The following is a 20,613-nucleotide window of genomic DNA, read 5'->3' on the forward strand; positions in this document are numbered from 1 at the left end:
TTATTCTGAAAATATTAAGCATAAACGGCATACTCAGGTTTAAAAAGTAAGCCGAATTATGACTTTAGATCGTCTTTGTATTGCCCTGATTCTATTTCATCTGCCTATTTTATGGTTGCCTAAAGCGTTTCTATTTGTGGGTATAGTAATAGGAACTTTAGTGCTGATATTGAGTGTTTATCTACGCTCAAAATTAACGGCTATACTCGGCGTGTTGATTTGCGTGGGGTATATCCAAATCATTCAAGTTGCAAAAAATGCAGAAAAACCAATCGCTAGTAAAACGCCTGTTCAATTTGAAATCAGTAAAATTCTGAAGCAAACCGATTACCAAACGGCGATTGCGACACTTAATAACGGTGAGCATATCTACTTGAATTGGCAATCGGAACAACCTCTATTACTGGAACAAGCTTACCAAGCCGAACTTAATCTCCGTCCCATTTCGTCTCGTAGCAATATCGGTAATTTTGACCGCCAGCGTTGGTATTTTGCCAATCATATCAATATGACTGCAACAGTTCGCCAGGTTGAAACATCAGCTAAAACTGATTATACCTTGCGTACAAATTGGCTGAATAAAGTAAAAGCTGAAACGGACGTTTTGCCTACGCAAGGCTTGTTATTGGCTCTAGCTTTCGGCGAAAGGGAGTGGCTGAAAACAGAGCACTGGGAGCAATTCCAACAAACCGCTACCGCCCACTTAATTGCGATTTCAGGCTTGCACATCGGGCTGGCAATGTTATTTGGTGTTTACCTTGCTAAAGGTGTCCAATGGCTCTGCTTGAAAAGTGAGTTTAGACCATTACAAGCGGTCGGATTTTCCCTTTATTTTGCAAGAGTAATGGGGCTCGCCACTGCATTCGGTTACAGCTATTTAGCCGGTTTTGCCGTGCCGACTGTCAGAGCATTGTTCGCGATTGCGTTTGTCTTGCTTTGCCAATTCCTACGGCGACACTACACCCCTTGGCAATATTGGGCGAGAATAGTGGCGTTACTGATTTTAATTGATCCATTGAGCTTGCTGTCTGATAGCTTTTGGCTCTCAATTTTAGCGGTAGCAAGTTTAATTTTATGGTATCAATATTTTTCCCTTAGCCGATTTTTAAACGATGAATATCGTAAAAAAATCACAAAATTCCACCGTTTGTGGTTATCGCTTTTGCACTTACAAATCGGCATTTGGCTGATTTTCTCACCGGTTCAACTTTACTTTTTTGAGGGCGTTTCTGCTTTTGCATTGCTTGCCAACCTGATTATTGTGCCGCTGTATAGCTTTTTGCTTGTACCACTGATTTTATTTACGCTATTAACCGACAATCTGTTTTTAACGTGGCAGTTGGCGGACTATCTTGCTCAATTTAGCTTATGGCTGTTAGCCCCATTTTCTAATGCGTGGTTTGCATTAAGCCATTGGCAGCAATGGCAGTTGCTTTCGCTTAATTTATTGGTTTTAGCATTACTTTATTGCAAATTATATCGGCAGGCTTATAAAAAATGGTTGAGTGCAGTAGCGGTATCCCTATTGTTCAATCTGAGTTTTTATCTCCCTAAGCTCTTTAATCAAGCCCAAACAGAATGGATTATGTTTGATGTGGGGCAGGGGCTGGCAATGGCATTAATTTATGAGCAGAACAAAGCGGTGATTTATGACACGGGATCGAGTTGGCAATCGAAGAATGGCGATGTCAACTCAATGGCAAAAATGGAAATTTTGCCGTATTTAAAGCGTAATGGGGTTGAGGTTGAAGCGATTTTTCTAAGCCACGATGATAACGATCATTCAGGTGGGGTAGTGGAGTTATTGCAAGCATACCCAAAAGCAAGGTTAATTAGTTCAAGCAAGGTGGCGTATCACAATATAAATCCCGAGCCTTGTATGGCAGGAAAAGCGTGGCAATTTGGCGAATGGCAATTATCGGCACTGTACCCGTCAAAAATTGTAGAGCGAGCCAAAAACCAAGACTCTTGCGTTATTTTAGCCAAAAATGCCCGCTTGCAAATTTTGCTGACAGGAGATTCCGGCGTGGAACAAGAACGCCAATTTGCCCATCAGCTCGGCAAAATTGATTTTCTACAGGTTGGGCATCACGGTAGCAAAAGTAGCACCGGTGAAACCTTATTAGCAGCTACTCAGCCAACATTTGCACTAATTTCTGCCGGCAGATGGAACCCGTGGAAATTACCGAATAAGCAGATTATTGAGCGATTAAATAGAAAGCATATTAGCGTATTAAACACTGCAGAAACAGGAATGATAAGGGTAAAGTTTTACCCAAATTCTATTGAAATTGAACAAGCAAGGGGAGCATTCTCCCCTTGGTATAAGCAGTTTTATTAAGGAACAAAAAAATGCAGAAATATCAGCCGGAGATTCATAGGAGACGTTCAATTCGTCTAAAGCATTATGATTACCGATCACAAGGATTCTATTTCATTACTATTTGTTGTAAAAATAAACACCATTTTCTCGGTGAGATTGTCGATGATGAAATGAGGCTCAATCAGATTGGGAATATTGTACGTCAATGCTGGGAAGATATACCACATTATTTCCCAAACGTAAGCTTACATAGCTTTGTAATTATGCCTAATCATTTACACGGCATTATTGAAATTGTCGAAACTGTAGGGGCAAATCATCATTTGCCCCAATGTATAAGGGCGAAAAATGTTTCGCCCCTACGGGGAACATCACAAACAATCGGTTCTATTGTGAGAGGTTTTAAAATTGGTGTAACTAAATGGGTTCGTCAAAATACCGATATTTCTGAAATTTGGCAACGGAATTATTATGAACACATTATTCGTAATGAAAAATCGTACTTCCAAATTATCGAATATATTGAAAACAATCCCTTAAAATGGGTGGAAGATTGTTTTTATTCATAATGTTGTTCCTTATAACCCTCATAAATTAAGGAACATCACTCAACGCATTTGGGTTTTTATTGATAAACATCGCATCGCCATAGCTGAAAAAACGGTATTTTGCTTCTACTGCGTGGGCGTAGGCGTTCATCGTATTTTTGTAGCCGGCGAACGCCGAGACTAACATAATTAGCGTGGATTCCGGTAAATGGAAATTGGTTACTAACGCATCAATGACTTTAAAGGTTTTTCCCGGGTAAAGGAAAATAGCGGTGTCAGAAAAGAACGGTGCAATTAATTTCCCGTCTTTTTCAGCCGCTTGGGCGGCACTTTCAACCGAACGCACTGATGTCGTACCAACCGCAATGACTCGTTTTCCTTTAGCTTTCGTTGCAAGAATTTTATCAACGACTTCTTGGCTCACTTCGGCATATTCGGCGTGCATTTTATGATCTTCAATGGTTTCTACCCGTACCGGCTGGAAAGTACCTGCACCAACGTGTAGTGTCACGAAAGCAGTTTCGACTCCTTTTGCTTTTAGTTTTTCAAGCATTGCATTATCAAAATGCAAACCGGCGGTAGGGGCTGCAACTGCACCTAACACTTTGCTGTAAACCGTTTGATAACGCTCTTGGTCGGCGTCTTCATCAGGGCGGTCAATATAAGGTGGAAGTGGCATATGACCGGCTTGCTGTAGCAATTCAAATAATGGCTGATCTCCGTTAAACTCCAATTCAAATAGAGTATCGTGGCGAGCTACCATTGTTGCTGTAAAGCCTTTTCCTTCACCTAGCTTATCTTCCCCAAAGATCAATTCAGCCCCTTCTTTCGGTGCTTTTGAGGCTTTAACGTGAGCCAAGCAACGGTGTTCATCTAACACACGTTCTACTAATGCTTCTACTTTACCGCCACTCGGTTTTCGACCATAAAGACGAGCCGGGATCACCCGAGTGTTATTGAAGATCAACAGATCACCTTCGTTGATATGGTCGTATAAATCCACAAATTGTTGGTCGGCAAATACCCCTGTTTCTCCGTTTAAATGTAGTAAACGGCTGGCAGAGCGTTCAGCAGTCGGGTAACGAGCAATCAGCTCATCGGGTAAGTTGAAATGAAAATCTGAAACTAACACGGTTATTTTATTCTCTTATAGTATAAAAATGGCGGAGATTTTAGCATAAAAACCGATTGACGTCAGAAGATGTAAAGCACTTCAAAAATTGGAGTTTGCAAAACACCATAAATTTTTATAGACTAAAAAAGATTCAATATCTTATTGGCGTAATCCTATGAAATATTCACAAAATTTAATTTTAAGTTCGCTGTTGTTAAGTATTTCTTTCGCTGCGGAGGCAGACTCAAGAGCTGCACAAACACACATTGATGCAACTCAACAACAAATTGATGCTGCCCAGCAACACCGTCAACAGCAATACCAACAAAGCCAAGCAGAAAAATTTCAGCCGAAAGCTGATGTGCGGCTCGAGACACAAATCACTGATACACTTACTCTTTCCAATCACGAATTGCCTTGTTACCCCATTCATCAAATCACCCTCATTGACTATTCGCCTGATAATTCTCTGACTACCAGCCAATTCCAATGGGCGTTTGAAAAAGCGGCAAAATCACTTCATTTGACACTACCGCATTGTTTCGGTGGTGAAGGGTTAGGCGTGTTGATGAAGCAAATCCAAAACGAAATTATCGGCAAAGGTTATGTCACCACACGAGTGGTCACTGCAGAACAAGATTTACGTGGCGGAAAATTAGTCTTAACCGTGATTCCAGGCAAAATACGCAATACCTTAGTGGTAGATAGCGGCAAAGTACCGCGTTTTACCAAGCTGCACGCCTTAACCGGTTTTACTTTTGCCGAAGGCGATATTCTGAATGTGCGAGATATTGAGCAGTCGTTGGAAAACCTAAAACGGGTGCCGACGGCGGAGGCAAATATTGAGATTTTACCCAGTTCAAGTGAAAAAGCGGAGGTGGGAGACAGTGATTTAAAAATCAGCTATTCGCAAGCGTTTCCATTTCGCTTAAATCTTGGTCTGGACGATGCCGGCTCGAAATCCACAGGCAAATTACAAACCTCAGCCACGCTGTCTATAGATAATATTTTTTCGGCAAATGACCTGTTCTATACCTCTTTTACCCATTCGATGAAACAAAAAGGCGATGATAACGGCAGACGTGCCAGTAAGAACCTCACGTTTTACTATTCCGTGCCGTTTGGCTATTGGCAGTTAGCGTTTTCGCACACTCATCATCGTTATCACCAAGAAGTATTTGGTGCCTTTGACAAGAGCTATCTCTACGCCGGTGAAAGTGATACCGATAAATTAACCCTTTCTTATCTGCTTTATCGTGATGCCAAACGCAAAACGACCTTGTCCGGTTCACTTTGGTCACGCCAGTCGCAAAACTATATTGACGGCTCAGAAATTGAAGTACAAAAACGCCGAATGGCAGGTTGGGAAGCCGGTTTTTCGCATAAAGAATATTTCCCGACCGCTACGCTTGAGCTTTCGGCTAATTTCAAACGAGGTACGGCAGCACGAGGGGCATTATCGGCACCTGAGGAAGATTATGGTGAAGGGACTTCTCGCCCTAAAATCATCATGGCAAGTGCAAGTCTGACGAAACCGTTTTTTTGGGGCAAGCAGCCATGGCAGTGGCAAAGTAGTCTAAATGCTCAGTGGAATAAAACTCCACTGGTTCCGCAAGACCGCTTTTCCATTGGCGGGCGTTACACCATACGTGGATTTGACGGTGAATTGACGCTTTCCGGTGAACGTGGCTGGAACTGGCGTAATGAGTTGAGCTGGCAATTTAATCCGAGCCACGCTTTTTATTGGGCGGTAGATGGTGGTCGAGTGTCCGGTTGGGCAACGGAAAATCAGCTCGGACATCATTTAATGGGAACAGCCATTGGGTTTCGGGGTGGAGTTAAAGGATTTAGTTATGACGTGTTTGTCGGTAGACCGATGCGAAAACCGGAAGGGTTTAAAACCTCAGATACCGTTGCCGGTTTTAATATTGGCTACAATTTTTAATGAATGATTGAGCATATTGTATTAAGTATATTGTGCTATTAAGGAATTATTATGAATAAGCATTGTTTTCGCACTATTTTCAGCAAGACCTTACAACGTATCGTGGTGGTATCTGAATTAGCAAAATCAGCAGGTAAATCAGAAAGTGAAAGTATGACAAGCGGTGCAATTTTACAAAAAATTTGCAAAATTCGACCGCTTGCGTTCAGCTTGTTCTGTGCGTTGGGATTCGTTACCTTATCAGATAACGCTATGGCGGAAACCTTGATTATTCAAGCCGATAGCACTGCACCGAAAAATCAGCAGCCGATTATTTTGCAAACTGCCAACGGGCTGCCGCAAATCAATATTCAAACCCCGAACGATAAAGGGCTGTCGCACAACAAATATAGCCAATTTGACGTAGCGGAGAAGGGGGCAATCCTCAACAACAGCCGCACCAACACCGCCACCCAACAAGCCGGTATGGTGCAAGGCAACCCATACCTTGCCCGTGGTGAAGCGAAGGTGATTTTAAATGAAGTCAATTCCAGCAAGCCTTCGGTAATGAAGGGCTATGTGGAAGTGGCAGGCAAAAAAGCGGAGGTAATTATCGCTAACCCGAGCGGCCTGCACTGTGACGGCTGCGGCATTATCAATGCAGACCGTGCCACGCTCACCACCGGCAAACCGCAGATAAACCAAGGCAATTTAGAAGGTTTTGTGGTGGAAAAAGGCAAGGTGACGGTTGCCGGCAAAGGACTAGACAACAGCCGAGTGGATTACACCGACATCCTTGCCCGAGAAGCGAAAATCAACGCCGGTGTCTGGTCGAAAAAAGAGACCAAAGTCATTACCGGCAAAAATACCGTCAAGCGGTCAAATTCCGACAAAAATTTGCAAATTATTCACACAAACCAACCGCTTGCAGGGGAAGAAAAACCGCAGGTGGCAATTGATGTGGGCGAACTGGGCGGAATGTATGCCGGCAAAATTCACCTGATTGGCACGGAACAGGGTGTGGGCGTGCGTAACGCAGGACATATTGGGGCGAGTGCCGAAACGCTCACGATCGACAGCCAAGGGCGAATTGTAAACAGCGGCACGTTCAACGCCCAAAAACAAGTGCAACTCAACGCCCAACACGGAATTGAAAACCACGGTAAAATCGAAAATAAACAGGGCGATATTCAGCTTAAATCGAAAGCCGATATTCAAAATAGCGGTTCGATTGTTGCTCGAAGTGGCGATATTCAGAAAAAAGCCGATACTAAAATCCAGCAAAGTGGCGAAACGGTCGCAAAAGGCAATATCACCTACACCGCCCGCCAAATTCACGCTGACAAAAACTCACTGATTGCCGCTGGGGTAGATATTACAGACACCGCACTGGGCGAAGTGCGGAAGCTGGAGGCTCAATCTGCGACAGGGAAAACCATTCAACTCACTGCCCCAGAAAAAACCACCGTGCAGGGTAAAAATATCGCTTCGGGTAAAATTAACGTTGCGGCGGCTGAGATTGATGCCAATCAGAGCCAAAATAATGCCCATACCGTTGAATACAGTGCCAAATCGGGCGATATTCAGGCGAATAGTGCGCAGTTTAGTGCAAATCAGATCAAGCTTACCACCCCAAAATGGCTTTCCACCGAAGGAAGCCAGCTAACCGCAGAGGTGATTGAGACCCAACAAGCAAATTTAAATGCTCGTGGCTCGGTTTGGAAGCAAACCGGTGAGCAGGATTTTCGCTTAAAAGCAGAGAATATCCATACTGACTCGGCTCGTTTTTCAGTAGGTGGACATTTTGAGATTGACGGTAATCGTTTAACAAATAATCAAGGGCTATTAAGTAGTGGCAAGCGGTTAGGGCTAAATTTAAATGATGCTGTGGATTCAGTCGATGGCAAATTGGTTGCAAAAGGCGAGTTATCTATTCGTGCTCCATTGCTGAATAATCAGCAAGGTCTGATTTTGAGTGGCGAAAAACAGGCGATTACGGTCAATACGTTAAAAAATCAATCGGGGGTGATCACCTCTCAAACGGAGCAAACCCTTGATATAACTAGCGAACTGCAAAATCAAGGCGGGCGAATTTCCGCCAGCGGTGTTGCGATTAACGCTCAATCCTTAGATAACCGTGAGCAGGGAGAAATCAGTTCAGCAAAAGGGTTAGCGATCACAGTTTCCCAACAAGTAGATAATCGGCACGGTGTTATTCAAAGTATGGGAAATCTCACCCTAAATAGTACGCTTTTGGATAACCAAGCTGGTGTACTGAAATCGGCCACAGATATCACGCTCAATGTACCGACTGTCTTAAATAATCGGATCTCGGAAAACGGATCGCTGATTGAAGCGGGTAACTCACTTACGATGAACAGCTCCGTAGTTGAAAACCAAGGCACCTTGGCACGCCAACCTCAGCCAACACAGGGGATTATTGCATCGCAGTTTGTACTGAACGGCGCAAAACAGCTCAATAATGAAAAAGGCGGTATTTATATCGGCTCATCAGCACGATTTACCCTCAGCGACAGCTTAAATAACCGTAATGGGGAAATTTTAAGTTGGGGCGATCTGGCTATTTTCGGCGGAAAATCACTCACAATGACGAATACCGAGGGAAAAGTTTCTGCAAATAATGGTTTGGAGATCACTGCCAAAGCGTTATCCGGTGATGGTGATGTACAAGCAGGCGATATTCGCCTGAATTTGCAAGAGAACTTTGATATTACCAAAGATATCAATGCGAATAGGTCGATGATTATTCAGACTGAGGGAGATATTCTCAATCGCAAAAAATTAGCCGCAAATGACCGCTTGCAGCTCACGGCAAACCAAATAACCAATGCACAAAATGCCCGAATAAGTTCGGCAGATACCCGTTTGACAGCAACTTTAACCGTCTATAATGAAGGCTTAATCAATAGCCGCTCGGACAACGATAACGCTCAAACTGTGATTAAAGCTCAAGAAATCCACAATATCGGCACAGGGAAAATTTATGGCGATAAGGTGGTACTAGGTGCGGAGAGGATACTAAATCAAGATAAAGACGGGACCTCTGCCACTATTGCTGCTCGTCAATCTCTCGGTTTAGCGGCTAAAGTAATTGAAAATAATACCCTAGTTTATGAAGCGAATAAGAAAAGCGGTTCATTAATATATAGCGGAGGAGAGATAGCGATTGGGCGTCAATTAAATGAGCAAGATACCGTTATTGGCAACGCAGAGCAGCTACATAACCGCAGCAGTATTATTGAAGCTGAAGGGCGTATTCAGTTGAATGCGGATAAGGTAGCGAATGTAAATAGTCATTATCGTTCGGAATTGGAGACCACTGATCGCCAAACTGTGAACGAACATTTTATTTTGCCAAGAGATAAGCATAATCGAGGTGGAAGTGATGTATATGATAACGGGCATTTGCCGACAATTAATGTGAATCAACTCCGCAAAGGCTACTATCGCAAAACGTGGAGCTATTGGCAAAAGTATGATGATGATGCTTTAACGGTTATTACGGATATTAATCAAATTACCGATAAAACCATATTGGCTAAACCGAACGCCTTAAAATGTGACGATCAAAATATGCTGAATTGTGTAGCATTACCAGCAGGTGAATACAAAAAAGATAGTCCTGTTTGGCAAAAATTTGGGATACTGGCACCTGAAGTTGATCAGCCCGAAATGACACCGGAAATTGTTCGTGCAATGAATGAAGAAGATGCTGCAACTCAACATTTAAGTGAAGCTGAACAGGATAAATTACTGCGAGACCAAGAAAATGGTATTGCACCTGTTGTTCCGGCAAAACCGATAGAACCGGTTAGAGAAGCTACGGAAACAGAAACCCAATATCAAAAACGGTTAGAAACGTATCAAACAGAACTAAAAAACTATGAAGCTGCAGAAGCTTCCTATCAGCGTTATGTGCTATTAAAACCATTTATTGATTGGCAAGCTAAATATGGCAATCGTATGCAGGAGCTAGATGAGGCAATAGCAGCTCACAATAGCAATATTTTAGGGCGAGAATATGCACATTTCTGGAATTTGTGGATCAATGAGCGTATGGTGAAAGAGAATATCACTAAAGCCAGCTTACCGGCACAGATCTTGGCAGGTGGCGATCTCACTTATCAAAGCGATGAGTTTATCAACGATAAAAGTTGGGTTATTGCAGGCAAAGCGTTAAATCCGATTGGTAGAGGTAGAATTACTAACCTTGATGATGCTGATGCCGTTCGCCAAGATTGGGAACTGGGAAGACGTCAATTCTCTTTTACTGAGTACCACGGAGGCACAAAAAATCGCCACTCTCGCTACGATGAAAATGATGGTCCTCTCGCTCGTTTAAAAGAAGTCCATAAGGATATGAATATTTTTGTCGAGCTGGAAAATACTTCACCGACCGCTTATACAGATTATGTGGACGCTAAAGCAGCAAATGCCGTGAAGCCGGAAGGCAATCAGGTTGAACGGGGTAATCTACCCGATGCCCCTAATCCGCCAACAATGGCGATTGAACGCATACCAAGCCCGAATGCAGCCGCATTTGAGGTTCGCTCAATGACGGTCGATACCCGTTTGCCAAACCAAGGGCTTTATCGTATTAACCCTCAAGCGGATAGCCACGTTCTGATCGAAACCGATCCGAATTTCACCGATAAAAAACGCTGGTTAAGCAGTGATTATATGTTCAATGCCCTACGCTACGACCATAACAATGTGCATAAACGTTTGGGCGATGGTTTTTATGAACAGCGCTTAATTCGAGAGCAAATCAACCGCTTAACCGGCAGACAATTTTTGGGCGGCTATACGGATTTTGATAGCCAATATAAAGCCTTGATGGATGCCGGCATCACTTTTGCGCAGAAGTTTAATCTACGGTTGGGCATTACCTTATCGCCGGAGCAAGTGGCAAGCTTGACCAGTGACATTGTCTGGTTTGAAACCCAAACGGTTCGCTTGCCAAACGGTGAAACGGTGTCGGTATTAGTGCCGAAAGTGTATGCCCTTGCACGCAAAGGTGATATTGACGGCAAAGGTAGTTTGATTTCCGCCGATACACTGACAATCAACAGCAAAGAGATAGTAAACCAAGGCACGATAGCCGGCCGCCGTTTGGCACAGTTTAATGCCGAATGGTTAGAGAATAGTGGCACACTCAGTGGTGGCGTGCTTGCTGCCAAAGTGAGCGGTGATCTGGAGAATATTGGCGGCAAGATTGAAGCGGATAAAGCGATTTTGCTGGATATTGCGGGCAATTTTAACCATACCTCCACCACCCGAACCACACAGATTGACCTAGACGGTTTTAAACGTACTGAAACCAATCTTGACCGTAAAGCTCTACTGCACGTTAAAGATGAAAATGGACTGCTGCAAGTACAGGCAGGCAACATCACCTCAGCAGGCGCAGACATCATCAATGACGGACAGGGGCAGACCTACTTATCTGCAAAAAATCAGTTGAATTTGACCGCTTTACAGGTTGGTTTTGACGAAAAGATGGGCGGAGGAAATCATTATCGCAATGAGGCAGTGAATGATGTAGTTATCTCGAATGTTAAAGGTAATGGCAATGTGACACTGGTTGCTAGAGATATTTATTCAGAGGGTGCGGATTTAGATTTTAAAAACCGCTTGGCGTTGATTGCGGAGAATAATGTGGTGCTGGGTACGGCGATACGCACCAGTGAATTTGAAGAGCTCCACAAATATAAAGGCGGTAGTGCGGTCTCGAAGAAAACCAAAACGGCTTACGACCGAGTAAATGAAACCTTGCATAAAGGTTCTGAGCTAACAGGTGAAAACATTGTGATTCAAGCAGGCAATGATATTCAAGGCGAAAGCATTCTTGCTGTCTCACGCAGTGGCGATATTGATATTATCGGCGGTAATAATGTAACGCTCAGTTCGGCAACAAACCAACTTTCGGAACAGCATATTCGTGAGACAAAACGCAGCGGTTTCCTGAACGGGGGTGAAATCGGCTTTACTATCGGCAGCCAAAAAACACGTCAAGAGAATACCTTAGACGGAGCAATCCAAAGCACCGCTCGCAATACGTTGGGCAGTGAAGGGGGCAATATTCGGATTCAAGCCGGTAATAAAGCGAACGTGAGCAATGTAGATGTGCTGATTTCCAACGAAAAAACCGCCGTGATTTCAGGCAAAAACGGGGTAAGGGTTGAATCAGGGAAAGATGTTATCAACAGCACCGATAATTATGAATTTAGCCAGTCGGGCTTAAGCATTGCGTTGAGTACACCGGTAACGGATGCGGTGCAATCGGCACGGCAATCGGTGCAAAAAGCGAAGGCAACACAAAACGAGAAACTCAAAGGGGTATATGCGGTAAAAGCGGCGGAGGATGCCGTGATTGCAGCACAAAATGCTCAGAAAGTGGCAGAAACGTTGGGCAATCTTGGCAATGCACTCACCGAAAACAGTGCAGCGGCAGAAAATCCGGCGGTGAAGGTGTCGGTGAGTGTCGGTACACAAAAACAAGAGCGGGAAAGCCGCACCACCAGCGTGACTCACAGCAAAAGCAACCTGAATGGTGGCAATGTTGCTTTGATTTCGGAAAAAGGCAAAGTTGCGCTGGAAGGGGTGGATACCCGAGTGAAAGACACCCTGTTGCTTGACGGTAAGCTGGGTATTGAATCCAAAGGTGTTGCGGATACTTATCAAAACAACACTAAGAATAAGAATCACAGTGCGAGTGTGGGCGTATTTATCGGTTTAGATAGAGATAGTTTTGGTATTGGTTTTGAGGCAGGAGTGAGTGGAGGTAAAGGCAAGGAGAATATCGAAACTGAAACGTGGCAGAACAACCAACTGCAAGCGGGTAAAATTGTTACAAATTCTGCAAATGGTAAACTCATGCTGGATGCAACCAATGTCAAAGCAAATCATTGGGAAGGTGAGGTACAAGATTTTGAGGCAAGAAGTCGACAAGATATAAGCAAATATAAAAGCGAATACACAGAAGGCAGCGTACATGGCACATTGGCGGTAGGGACAACAGGAGTAAATGGTCATGTGGCATATAATGGAGCGAAGTTGAACACGGCACAGGTAGAAAACCAAACCTCAATCGACATTGGCAAGGGCGGAATGGACGTTAAAGTGAAAAAGAATGCCCATTTTGACGGTGCGGTAATGACCAGCCAAGCGGAGAAAGAAAACAACCGCTTCCAAGCCGGCACGCTGACCACCGGCGATATTGAAAACCACAGCGAATTGAAAACCCGAAGTGCAGCCATTAGCGGTGGCACAAGCGGAGTGAACCCGATGTCGGCATTGAGCTTACTGGGCAATAAAAACGAAAGCGAGCGAAGCACGACAAAGGCGGCGATTGGGGAAAATATCGCTATCACCCTCACCGAAGACCCAAATGCGGAAACTACGCTTAATCAGCTCAACCGAGATACGCAAAACGCCAATCAAAAAGTGACGAAACACGATATCAGTGAGGTGAAAGAAACACAAGAGCTGGTGAAAGGCATAGGTGAGATTGCAGAAAAGGCTTATCAGATTTACACGCATAGTGAGCGTGAAAAAGTGACGGAAGCGAAGCTGGCGTTGGGTAAAGCACAAGCTCAAAAAGCGAGCAAGGAAGAGATTGGTAAATTAGAAGCCAATTTAGACCGCTTGCAAAAAGAGTTTGATAAAAACTACGGCACGGGCAGTAAAACCAAACGAGCGTTGGATGTGGTGGCGGGCGCTTTACAAGGTTTAGCGGCGAAAGACGTGGGACAAGCGGCAGTGGGTTTAGCCTCGCCATACTTAAATGCAGAAATCAAAAAGTACACCGAAGGCGACCCCCAAGCCAACCTGATTGCTCACGCCTTGCTAGGTGCGGTGGAAGCGGCTGCGACAGGGAACAATGTACTGGCAGGGGCTGCGGCAGGCGCAGGGAGCGAAGCGGCGGCGGACTTTATCGTTAAAACCCTCTACAAGGGCAAATCCACGCAAGACTTAACCGAAGCCGAGAAACAGAATGTGGCGTTGCTCAGCCAGCTTGCAAGCGGACTGGCTTCGGGCTTGATAGGGGATAGTACACAATCGGCAGCGGTTGGGGCGGATATTGGGAAAAGGGCGGTGGAGAATAATTTGTTACTGACAGATTATTCTAAGTTGAAAGGTTTAACGAAATCAGAAACTGAGCAACATCGCAAAACAATCCAGCTATTAAAAGATAATGGAATTGAAAATATAGATGATTATGCTCAACTTTACGCAAATTGTTTATCTGAACAATGCCAAAAAAATTCATTAGATGAGTTAAATAAATCGTTTAATAGAGCTTACGACAAAATAGATGAATTAGCTAAATCAGGGCAATTAACATCTGATGATATTAACGCTATTGATGAATATGTGACAAGAGTTCGTAGTGCCTATGACTCTAAACGATTTAGTGATAAAAACTCTGGAGATGTTTATTTTAGTGGCTTAATAAATGTTCTTGGCAAGAATGAAGATCGCTTAAACCAAGCTAGATTATATGCCACAATTTCAGGCTGGGCACAACAAGGTTATAACTCTAACGAAATTGAGAATAAACTTTCCACTGAAAATTTAGCAGTGATATTAAGTTCTGCTTCTGTATCTCTTAGTAAACAAGGGACTAGTTCTGCTAAAACCCCAGTTGTAACAAAACAACAGATTAGAGAAATTGTAAAAGGAACAATATCTATATCAAGAGCTAAATATCCTGAAACAGTCTCTCATATAGAAGACTCTATTAACCAAGGGAAGCCTTCGATTCTAACGATTGATCGAAAAGGTGCCGCTCAAAGACGAAAAGAGGCATTACAGGATATACCACCTAAAACAGGGTATGACCGAGATGAATATCCTCCAGCTATGTTTAAAGAAGGTGGTGAAGGTTCATCGGTTAGATACATATCCCCCAAAGATAATCGAGGCGCTGGAAGTTGTATTGGGCATCAGTGTAAACAGTATGTCGATGGAGATAAAGTTAAAATTGAAATTAAGGATTAGAAATGAACTACCTAAATAAATTAATCAATATATCAAGTGAGTCTATCAAAAAAACAATAGATGTAAAGTTACCTCTTGAATTAAAAAAGCTTTATAGTATAAAAAATGGCTTTATTGCTTTTGAAAATACATTACGAATTTATGATACAGATACCATGCTTAATATTAACAGATTAATTCAAGAAGAACTGTGTATAGAAGGGCTATTTTTTGGTGACAATTCCTTAGGTGATGGTTTTTGTATCAAAGATGACGAGTTTTATAAATATGATTTCGAACTCGGAGAGTTAGAATTTATAGGAAAAGGAATAGAGGAATTTTCCTGTGTATTGTTATCGAAATATAATTATTATACTGGGTATAGCTTAGCCAAAGAGTGGATGGAAACCAATAAGAAATTGGAAGTAGATCATATTCTTATGCCTATAATTCCATTTTCTTTAGGTGGAGAGTACTCAGTAGAAAATTTAGTATCTTATTCAAGATATAAAGGGATAAAAATAAAGACAAACTTTTGCAAAAAAATAAGTAAATATGGTGATGGAATGCAGATTAATCTGGAAGATGTATATAATTTAAGAGGCTGACATAAATTACAACAGCCTCCTGATAGCACTAGCGCCCACGCTAGTGCTATTTAATATAAGTAAAAATCGGTTAATCTCATTCCAATATTTTGTAAATTTTGGTACGAGCGAGGACGCTCGCACCATCGGAGGGGCGCAGGGAGCGAAGCCACAGCGGACTTTATCGTTAAAACCCTCTACAAGGGCAAATCCACGCAAGACTTAACCGAAGCCGAGAAACAGAATGTGGCGTTGCTCAGCCAGCTTGCAAGCGGACTGGCTTCGGGCTTGATAGGGGATAGTACACAATCGGCAGCGGTTGGGGCGAATATTGGGAAAAGGGCGGTGGAGAATAATTTCCTTAGTGAACCTTCTCGTAAACGCTTTAATGAACTTGTTGCTAAAAAAGTAAGGGGCGAGCCATTAACCGAAAATGAGAAATTCGAAATTTTAGAGTTAGCGTATTTTGACCAAGAAAGCGATGTATTAAATAAAAAACATCAGCGTGGTGAAACCTTATCTCCATTAGAACAGCAGAATTTAGATCGATTTATTGACCGTTTTATTACAGAAACAATAAGTGGTCGTTCTGATTATGGGCAAGGTCAAAAATATACATCTGGTACTATTCGGGAGATTGCGAATGTATTATTAGGAGAACAGTATCTAAATAATGTCGGTTATCACCGCAATTATAGTTATCCTTATGTATTGGGTCATACGGGAGAATGGCGAGAGAAATCGGCATGGAAAGCAGATGAAACTGTTTATCGAGATGTTTTCACGGAATTAAATAATCGTCCAAACCTTCCGCAAACTTGGCAAGAATTGATGCAAGAAATGCAAAATGCGGTGGTAGCCAAGGGGAGAGGTCGAGTTCCAAATGCGACTAATTTCTCAATAAGAGTACCGAAAAAGGTTGCTGAAAAAGAGCAAGTTACGGTTATCCCTCCGAAAGGATATGAAAAACAGACCGCTAATTTAAGGGTATCGACAGGAGCGGAGAATATAGCGTTGTACCCTAAATTAAAAGACGATTTAAGAGAACAACAACAGGCTGGCTTTGATAAAGTCGTTAAAGATCTTAGTGTTAAACCGCAAGGCAGTGTTTTGATGTTACCTGATTATCGGCAAAAATTAGCGGAGGCGAAATCTAGTTTACCGCCTAATCTACAAGGAAGAGGAAATTCGGCAATTGCTCAAATTAATATTGAGGGGTTAGAGGCTAAATTTTTGGCTGGGCATAGTCAAATAGATAAAGCTCAAGGTAATTTTGTTGGAACAGGTAGAACAGAATTTTATTCCTTAAAACTACCTAATAAAGAAGGCGTGTATATAGATAGAAAAACAGACTCAGAGTATAAAATTTTCTCCAATTTAGCAGATCAATTAGGCTCTAACACTCAGGCAAAAGGGCAGGTAACTATTTTTACGGAAAGACCAGCTTGTGCAAGTTGTTTAGGTGTCAAAGAGCAGTTTAATAAACAGTATCCTAATATTAAAGTGGATATTTTTGATAATAATGGGAATTTAATTAAACCTTAAAGGATAATGTAATTATGGAAAGAATTGATTACAAAACATTAAAGCAATGGTTTTTGGACGATGCATATATTTGGTGTCAAAGACAGTTTGAAAAAGGAATGATTAAAAAACATCACCACAATTTCAATGAATGGGGGGGAGCACTAGATAGCTTTAGTAGGAGTTTTGAATTACCAATAGAAAACCTAATGATAGATGTTATTTTTCTTATAACTAATGCTGGAAGACTCAGGCTAAGCCACCAAATTGTTTTTAATAGGGTAACTAATGTTTTATCAAAATATAATTTGAGTGATTTGATTTCTTGCTTAGAAGAAGAGGAAAAACAAGAGTTTCTCTATGATTTGAATTTGGTTTTAAATAATAGAGAAATAGAGGAATAATCCTCGATAGCAGTAGCCTCCAGACGGGTGATAAACATTTGCCTAATATATGAAAATTAAAAATGAACAATAGATTTCACAAAATCATTTTCTAGGTTGGGTTGAGCTTGCACAAAACGAGAAACTCAAAGGCGTGTATGCGATGAAAGCGGCGGAAGATGCCGTGATTGCAGCGCAGAATGCTCAGAAAATGGCAGAAACGTTTGGCAATCTTGGCAATACACTCAGCGAAAACAGTGCAGCGGCAGAAAATCCGGCGGTGAAGGTGTCGGTGAGTGTCGGTACGCAAAAACAAGAGCGGGAAAGCCGCACCACCAGTGTGACTCACAGCAAAAGCAACCTGAATGCTGGCAATATTGCCTTGATTTCGGAAGAAGGCAAAGTTGAGCTGGAAGGGGTGGATACCCAAGTGAAAGATACCTTGTTGCTTGACGGCAAGCTAGGCATTGAATCCAAAGGGGTGGCAGACAGTTACCGCAACCAAACCAAAGAGAAAAACCACAGTGCGAGCGTGGGTGTGTTTGTGGGCTTTAATGGCGACAGCTACGGTATTGGGCTGGAAGCGTCGGGCAGTGTTGGCAAAGGTAAGGAGAACAGCGAAAGTGAGACGTGGCAGAACAACCAATTACAAGCGGGTAAATTAGTCACCAATTCTGCAAACGGTAAACTCTTGCTGGATGCCACGACTGTCAAAGCCAATCGCTGGGAAGGCGAGGTACAAGATTTTGAGGCGAAAAGCCGACAAGACATCACCAAATACAGCAGTGAGCAAGTGCAAGCCGACGGCAGTGCCTCCGTCACTTACGGCTCGGGCGGTGGGGCGACCTTTAATGCGGCGTACAATTCAGCCAAGTTGAACACGGCTCAGGTGGAAAACCAAACCTCAATCGACATTGGCAAGGGCGGAATGGACGTTAAAGTGAAAAAGAATGCCCATTTTGACGGTGCGGTAATGACCAGCCAAGCGGAGAAAGAAAACAACCGCTTCCAAGCCGGCACGCTGACCACCGGCGATTGGGGAAAATATCGCTATCACCCTAATCCAAGACCCAAATGCTGAAAGCACGCTCAATCAGCTTAACCGAGATACGCAAAACGCCAATCAAAAAGTGACGAAACACGATATTAGTGAGGTGAAAGAAACACAGGAGCTGGTGAAGGGCATAGGCGAGATTGCAGAAGGCTTATCAGATTTACACGCATAGTGAGCGTGAAAAGTGACGGAAGCGAAGCTGGAATTGGGCAAAGTGGAAACCCGTTTGAGAAATGAGGGAAAAACAAAAGAAGAAATCGCTCAACATCCTGAATATCTTCAATTAAAACGGGATTTAAACGATAAACAGCAGACTTTTGATAACGCCTACGGCACGGGCAGCAAAACCAAGCGTGCGGTGGATGCGGTGACGGCAGCCTTACAAGGTTTAGCGGCGAAAGATTCAGGACAAGCAGCAGTAGGCTTAGCTTCGCCATATCTCAACGAACAAATTAAAAAGTAGATACCCAAGCCAACCTGCTTGCCCATACATTACTGGGTGCGGTGGAAGCGGCTGCGATAGTCATATCCACCTTGAGCAATTTTCAGTTCAAGGTGATGACCGGGAGCAGCCATTATTGTTGCAACGGTGGTATATTATTTATACTGAAGGAAAAGAAGCTGCAGTATAGATACAAGCGGTTAAACTTTCTACATTTTTTTGCAATTTGCAAAATTTCTAGGAATTTTAACCGCTTGTTGTTTTTATGGAGCTAGAACCGACTTTCAATAATTAAATTGATGTTTTTATCGGTGTAAGCATAAAGGCTCGGTAGGTTGCTACGGTGTTTGGCGTAACTAAATTGCAGCTTCGGCATCAGGCCGAGCCAGTGCCAATCTCGTTTCCAAAGCGTGAGGTTAGCACTTTGCACACGGTCATGGCGGATTCTGCCAAGATTCAGTTTTCCACCCAATATAGCGGTGTCTTTGTAACGTCTGTCAGTATAGCCAAGCGTGAGGCGACAGGAAAGCTCGAGGGCTTGCCATTCTCGTTGCCAGCCAAAGCGTATGCCTTTAGTATCAGAGCTATATTGTTTTAACTGAGTTTTGTCTCGATTGAAATCAGTGCCGACAAAGAAAAATTGTTGTGGATTGCGTAACCAAAGCAATGTGGCAGAGGCAAGTTTGTAGCTGCCGTTATAAATCGGCAAATCAAAATAACGTTTTTTGCCGTATTCCAATGCGGTGGCGAGTTGCCAATGCGGTGAAAACCATTGTGCGTGTTCAAGTCGAATTCCGTTTGTCCAGCGTTCCGAACGGTGATGTTTCCAGCGTTTTTCATAAAACGGTAACAAGCGGGTGGTTTGGTCGGATTTTTTGTAAGCGTAGCCAAGCAAGGTGCGATTAGTGATTTCATCATAATCGTGGTTATCCCAATAAAGTTCGCCTTGGGTTTGATTATCAAAACTCACATAGTGCGAGCCAAACAGGTTGAAATCTCTCTGTAATCCAAACGAGTACTGAACGCCATGTGCGGTTTGGGGCAGCAAATTAGGTTGTTTTACATAACCGGTTTGTTCAATGTTCGGTTGTTTCGAGGTTCGATTAATATTGCCGTCTCGTACATAATTGGCTGAGAAACTGAATTTCCATTCCTGTTTTTTAGCCAGATGTTGCTGATATTGCTCAATTAATGCGTGAACTTTAGGCGGTAGATGTTCGGCTTTTTTGGCTTGTTCAAATTGTGCTTTGGCTTGATTAAGTTGCTGATCGTACAATAGAGCAATCGCTAGCTCAATGCGTACCGTGTTTAGGTTTGGCTGTTTAGCGAGAATGGTTTGAAAGTCATTAATGGCTTTCGGGTAATTACCTTTAAGTAGAGCAATTTTACCTTGTGCATAACGCAATAAAACCGGGTCAATGTGGGTAAAATCCCGATAAATCGCAGTTAATTTTTCCATGTTAGCAAGCCTACGACTATAAATAGCTTGGATAAGTAGCTTTTCGGTCAATAATTGATTAGCACGTAATTCAGTTTCGTTAAAAATAGGCACTGATTTTTCGATCTTGATCCTTTGGGGGGTTGTAGTTGGCTGTGCTGTATGCTCAAGATGAGCAGGTGTCGTATTCGGATCTCGGGCAAAGAGTAGTGTTGGGAAAAATGCCAGTAATGCAATTTTTTTCATTTTTTGTCCTTAAAAATAAAGGGCTGT

The 20,613-nt window shown here is 42.9% G+C and carries 11 protein-coding genes and 1 pseudogene; 10 read left to right on the forward strand and 2 right to left on the reverse strand.

The annotated features are described in order from the left end of the window. Positions 1–58: 58 nt before the first annotated feature. Complete coding sequence (locus EL242_RS06730) at positions 59–2,341, forward strand: DNA internalization-related competence protein ComEC/Rec2 (protein ID WP_126302011.1); 2,283 nt, start codon at positions 59–61, stop codon at positions 2,339–2,341. Between the two features lie 11 nt (positions 2,342–2,352). Further along, positions 2,353–2,892 carry a transposase gene (locus tag EL242_RS06735; RefSeq protein ID WP_126302012.1) on the forward strand — a complete coding sequence of 180 codons (540 nt, stop codon included), beginning with the start codon at positions 2,353–2,355 and terminating at the stop codon, positions 2,890–2,892. A gap of 25 nt (positions 2,893–2,917) precedes the next feature. On the opposite strand, the gene queA is transcribed toward EL242_RS06735, so the two are convergent. Next, the gene (queA, locus tag EL242_RS06740; protein ID WP_126302013.1) at positions 2,918–4,003 is read right to left on the reverse strand and encodes a tRNA preQ1(34) S-adenosylmethionine ribosyltransferase-isomerase QueA; all 1,086 of its coding nucleotides are present in this window, start codon (positions 4,001–4,003) and stop codon (positions 2,918–2,920) included. Positions 4,004–4,160: 157 nt separating this feature from the next. Here queA and EL242_RS06745 point away from each other — a divergent pair, with 157 nt between their 5' ends. From EL242_RS06745 to EL242_RS11580, 8 genes and pseudogenes are all read left to right on the forward strand, one after another. After that, positions 4,161–5,930 carry a ShlB/FhaC/HecB family hemolysin secretion/activation protein gene (locus EL242_RS06745; RefSeq protein WP_126302014.1) on the forward strand — a complete coding sequence of 590 codons (1,770 nt, stop codon included), beginning with the start codon at positions 4,161–4,163 and terminating at the stop codon, positions 5,928–5,930. A gap of 51 nt (positions 5,931–5,981) precedes the next feature. Beyond that, positions 5,982–14,933 (forward strand): hemagglutinin repeat-containing protein, encoded by an 8,952-nt coding sequence (locus tag EL242_RS06750; protein WP_197720726.1) that lies wholly within the window; start codon positions 5,982–5,984, stop codon positions 14,931–14,933. Between the two features lie 2 nt (positions 14,934–14,935). Continuing rightward, positions 14,936–15,520, forward strand: coding sequence for an HNH endonuclease (locus tag EL242_RS06755; protein ID WP_126302015.1), 585 nt, complete (start codon positions 14,936–14,938; stop codon positions 15,518–15,520). Positions 15,521–15,745: 225 nt separating this feature from the next. Then, a pseudogene (locus EL242_RS11565) lies at positions 15,746–15,805 on the forward strand (VENN motif pre-toxin domain-containing protein); the annotation flags it as partial. A 39-nt stretch (positions 15,806–15,844) separates the two neighbouring features. Further along, on the forward strand, positions 15,845–17,044 hold the full coding sequence (locus EL242_RS11570) for a deaminase domain-containing protein (protein ID WP_126302016.1): 1,200 nt from the start codon (positions 15,845–15,847) through the stop codon (positions 17,042–17,044). 14 nt (positions 17,045–17,058) lie between these two features. Continuing rightward, positions 17,059–17,427 (forward strand): hypothetical protein, encoded by a 369-nt coding sequence (locus EL242_RS06765; protein ID WP_126302017.1) that lies wholly within the window; start codon positions 17,059–17,061, stop codon positions 17,425–17,427. Positions 17,428–17,569: 142 nt separating this feature from the next. Then, positions 17,570–18,487, forward strand: coding sequence for a hemagglutinin repeat-containing protein (locus tag EL242_RS11575; RefSeq protein ID WP_232019664.1), 918 nt, complete (start codon positions 17,570–17,572; stop codon positions 18,485–18,487). Between the two features lie 157 nt (positions 18,488–18,644). Beyond that, positions 18,645–18,923: a hypothetical protein gene (locus EL242_RS11580; RefSeq protein ID WP_006253331.1), complete on the forward strand. Its 279-nt coding sequence runs from the start codon at positions 18,645–18,647 to the stop codon at positions 18,921–18,923. A gap of 250 nt (positions 18,924–19,173) precedes the next feature. Here the strand turns inward: EL242_RS11580 and EL242_RS06775 are convergent, their stop codons facing one another. Beyond that, positions 19,174–20,586, reverse strand: coding sequence for a surface lipoprotein assembly modifier (locus EL242_RS06775; protein WP_126302018.1), 1,413 nt, complete (start codon positions 20,584–20,586; stop codon positions 19,174–19,176). Positions 20,587–20,613: the final 27 nt, after the last annotated feature.

The sequence above is a fragment of the Mannheimia haemolytica genome (assembly GCA_900638155.1).
Taxonomy (GTDB): domain Bacteria; phylum Pseudomonadota; class Gammaproteobacteria; order Enterobacterales; family Pasteurellaceae; genus Mannheimia; species Mannheimia glucosida.

Bases quoted from the DNA above. Each gene is read 5' to 3' on its own strand.
- EL242_RS06730 (WP_126302011.1), top strand. From the start codon at position 59: ATGACTTTAGATCGTCTTTGTATTGCCCTGATTCTATTTCATCTGCCT.
- EL242_RS11575 (WP_232019664.1), top strand. From the start codon at position 17,570: ATGAAAGCGGCGGAAGATGCCGTGATTGCAGCGCAGAATGCTCAGAAA.
- EL242_RS06755 (WP_126302015.1), top strand. From the start codon at position 14,936: ATGAACTACCTAAATAAATTAATCAATATATCAAGTGAGTCTATCAAA.
- EL242_RS06750 (WP_197720726.1), top strand. From the start codon at position 5,982: ATGAATAAGCATTGTTTTCGCACTATTTTCAGCAAGACCTTACAACGT.
- EL242_RS06745 (WP_126302014.1), top strand. From the start codon at position 4,161: ATGAAATATTCACAAAATTTAATTTTAAGTTCGCTGTTGTTAAGTATT.
- EL242_RS06735 (WP_126302012.1), top strand. From the start codon at position 2,353: ATGCAGAAATATCAGCCGGAGATTCATAGGAGACGTTCAATTCGTCTA.
- EL242_RS06775 (WP_126302018.1), bottom strand. From the start codon at position 20,586: ATGAAAAAAATTGCATTACTGGCATTTTTCCCAACACTACTCTTTGCC.
- EL242_RS06765 (WP_126302017.1), top strand. From the start codon at position 17,059: ATGGAAAGAATTGATTACAAAACATTAAAGCAATGGTTTTTGGACGAT.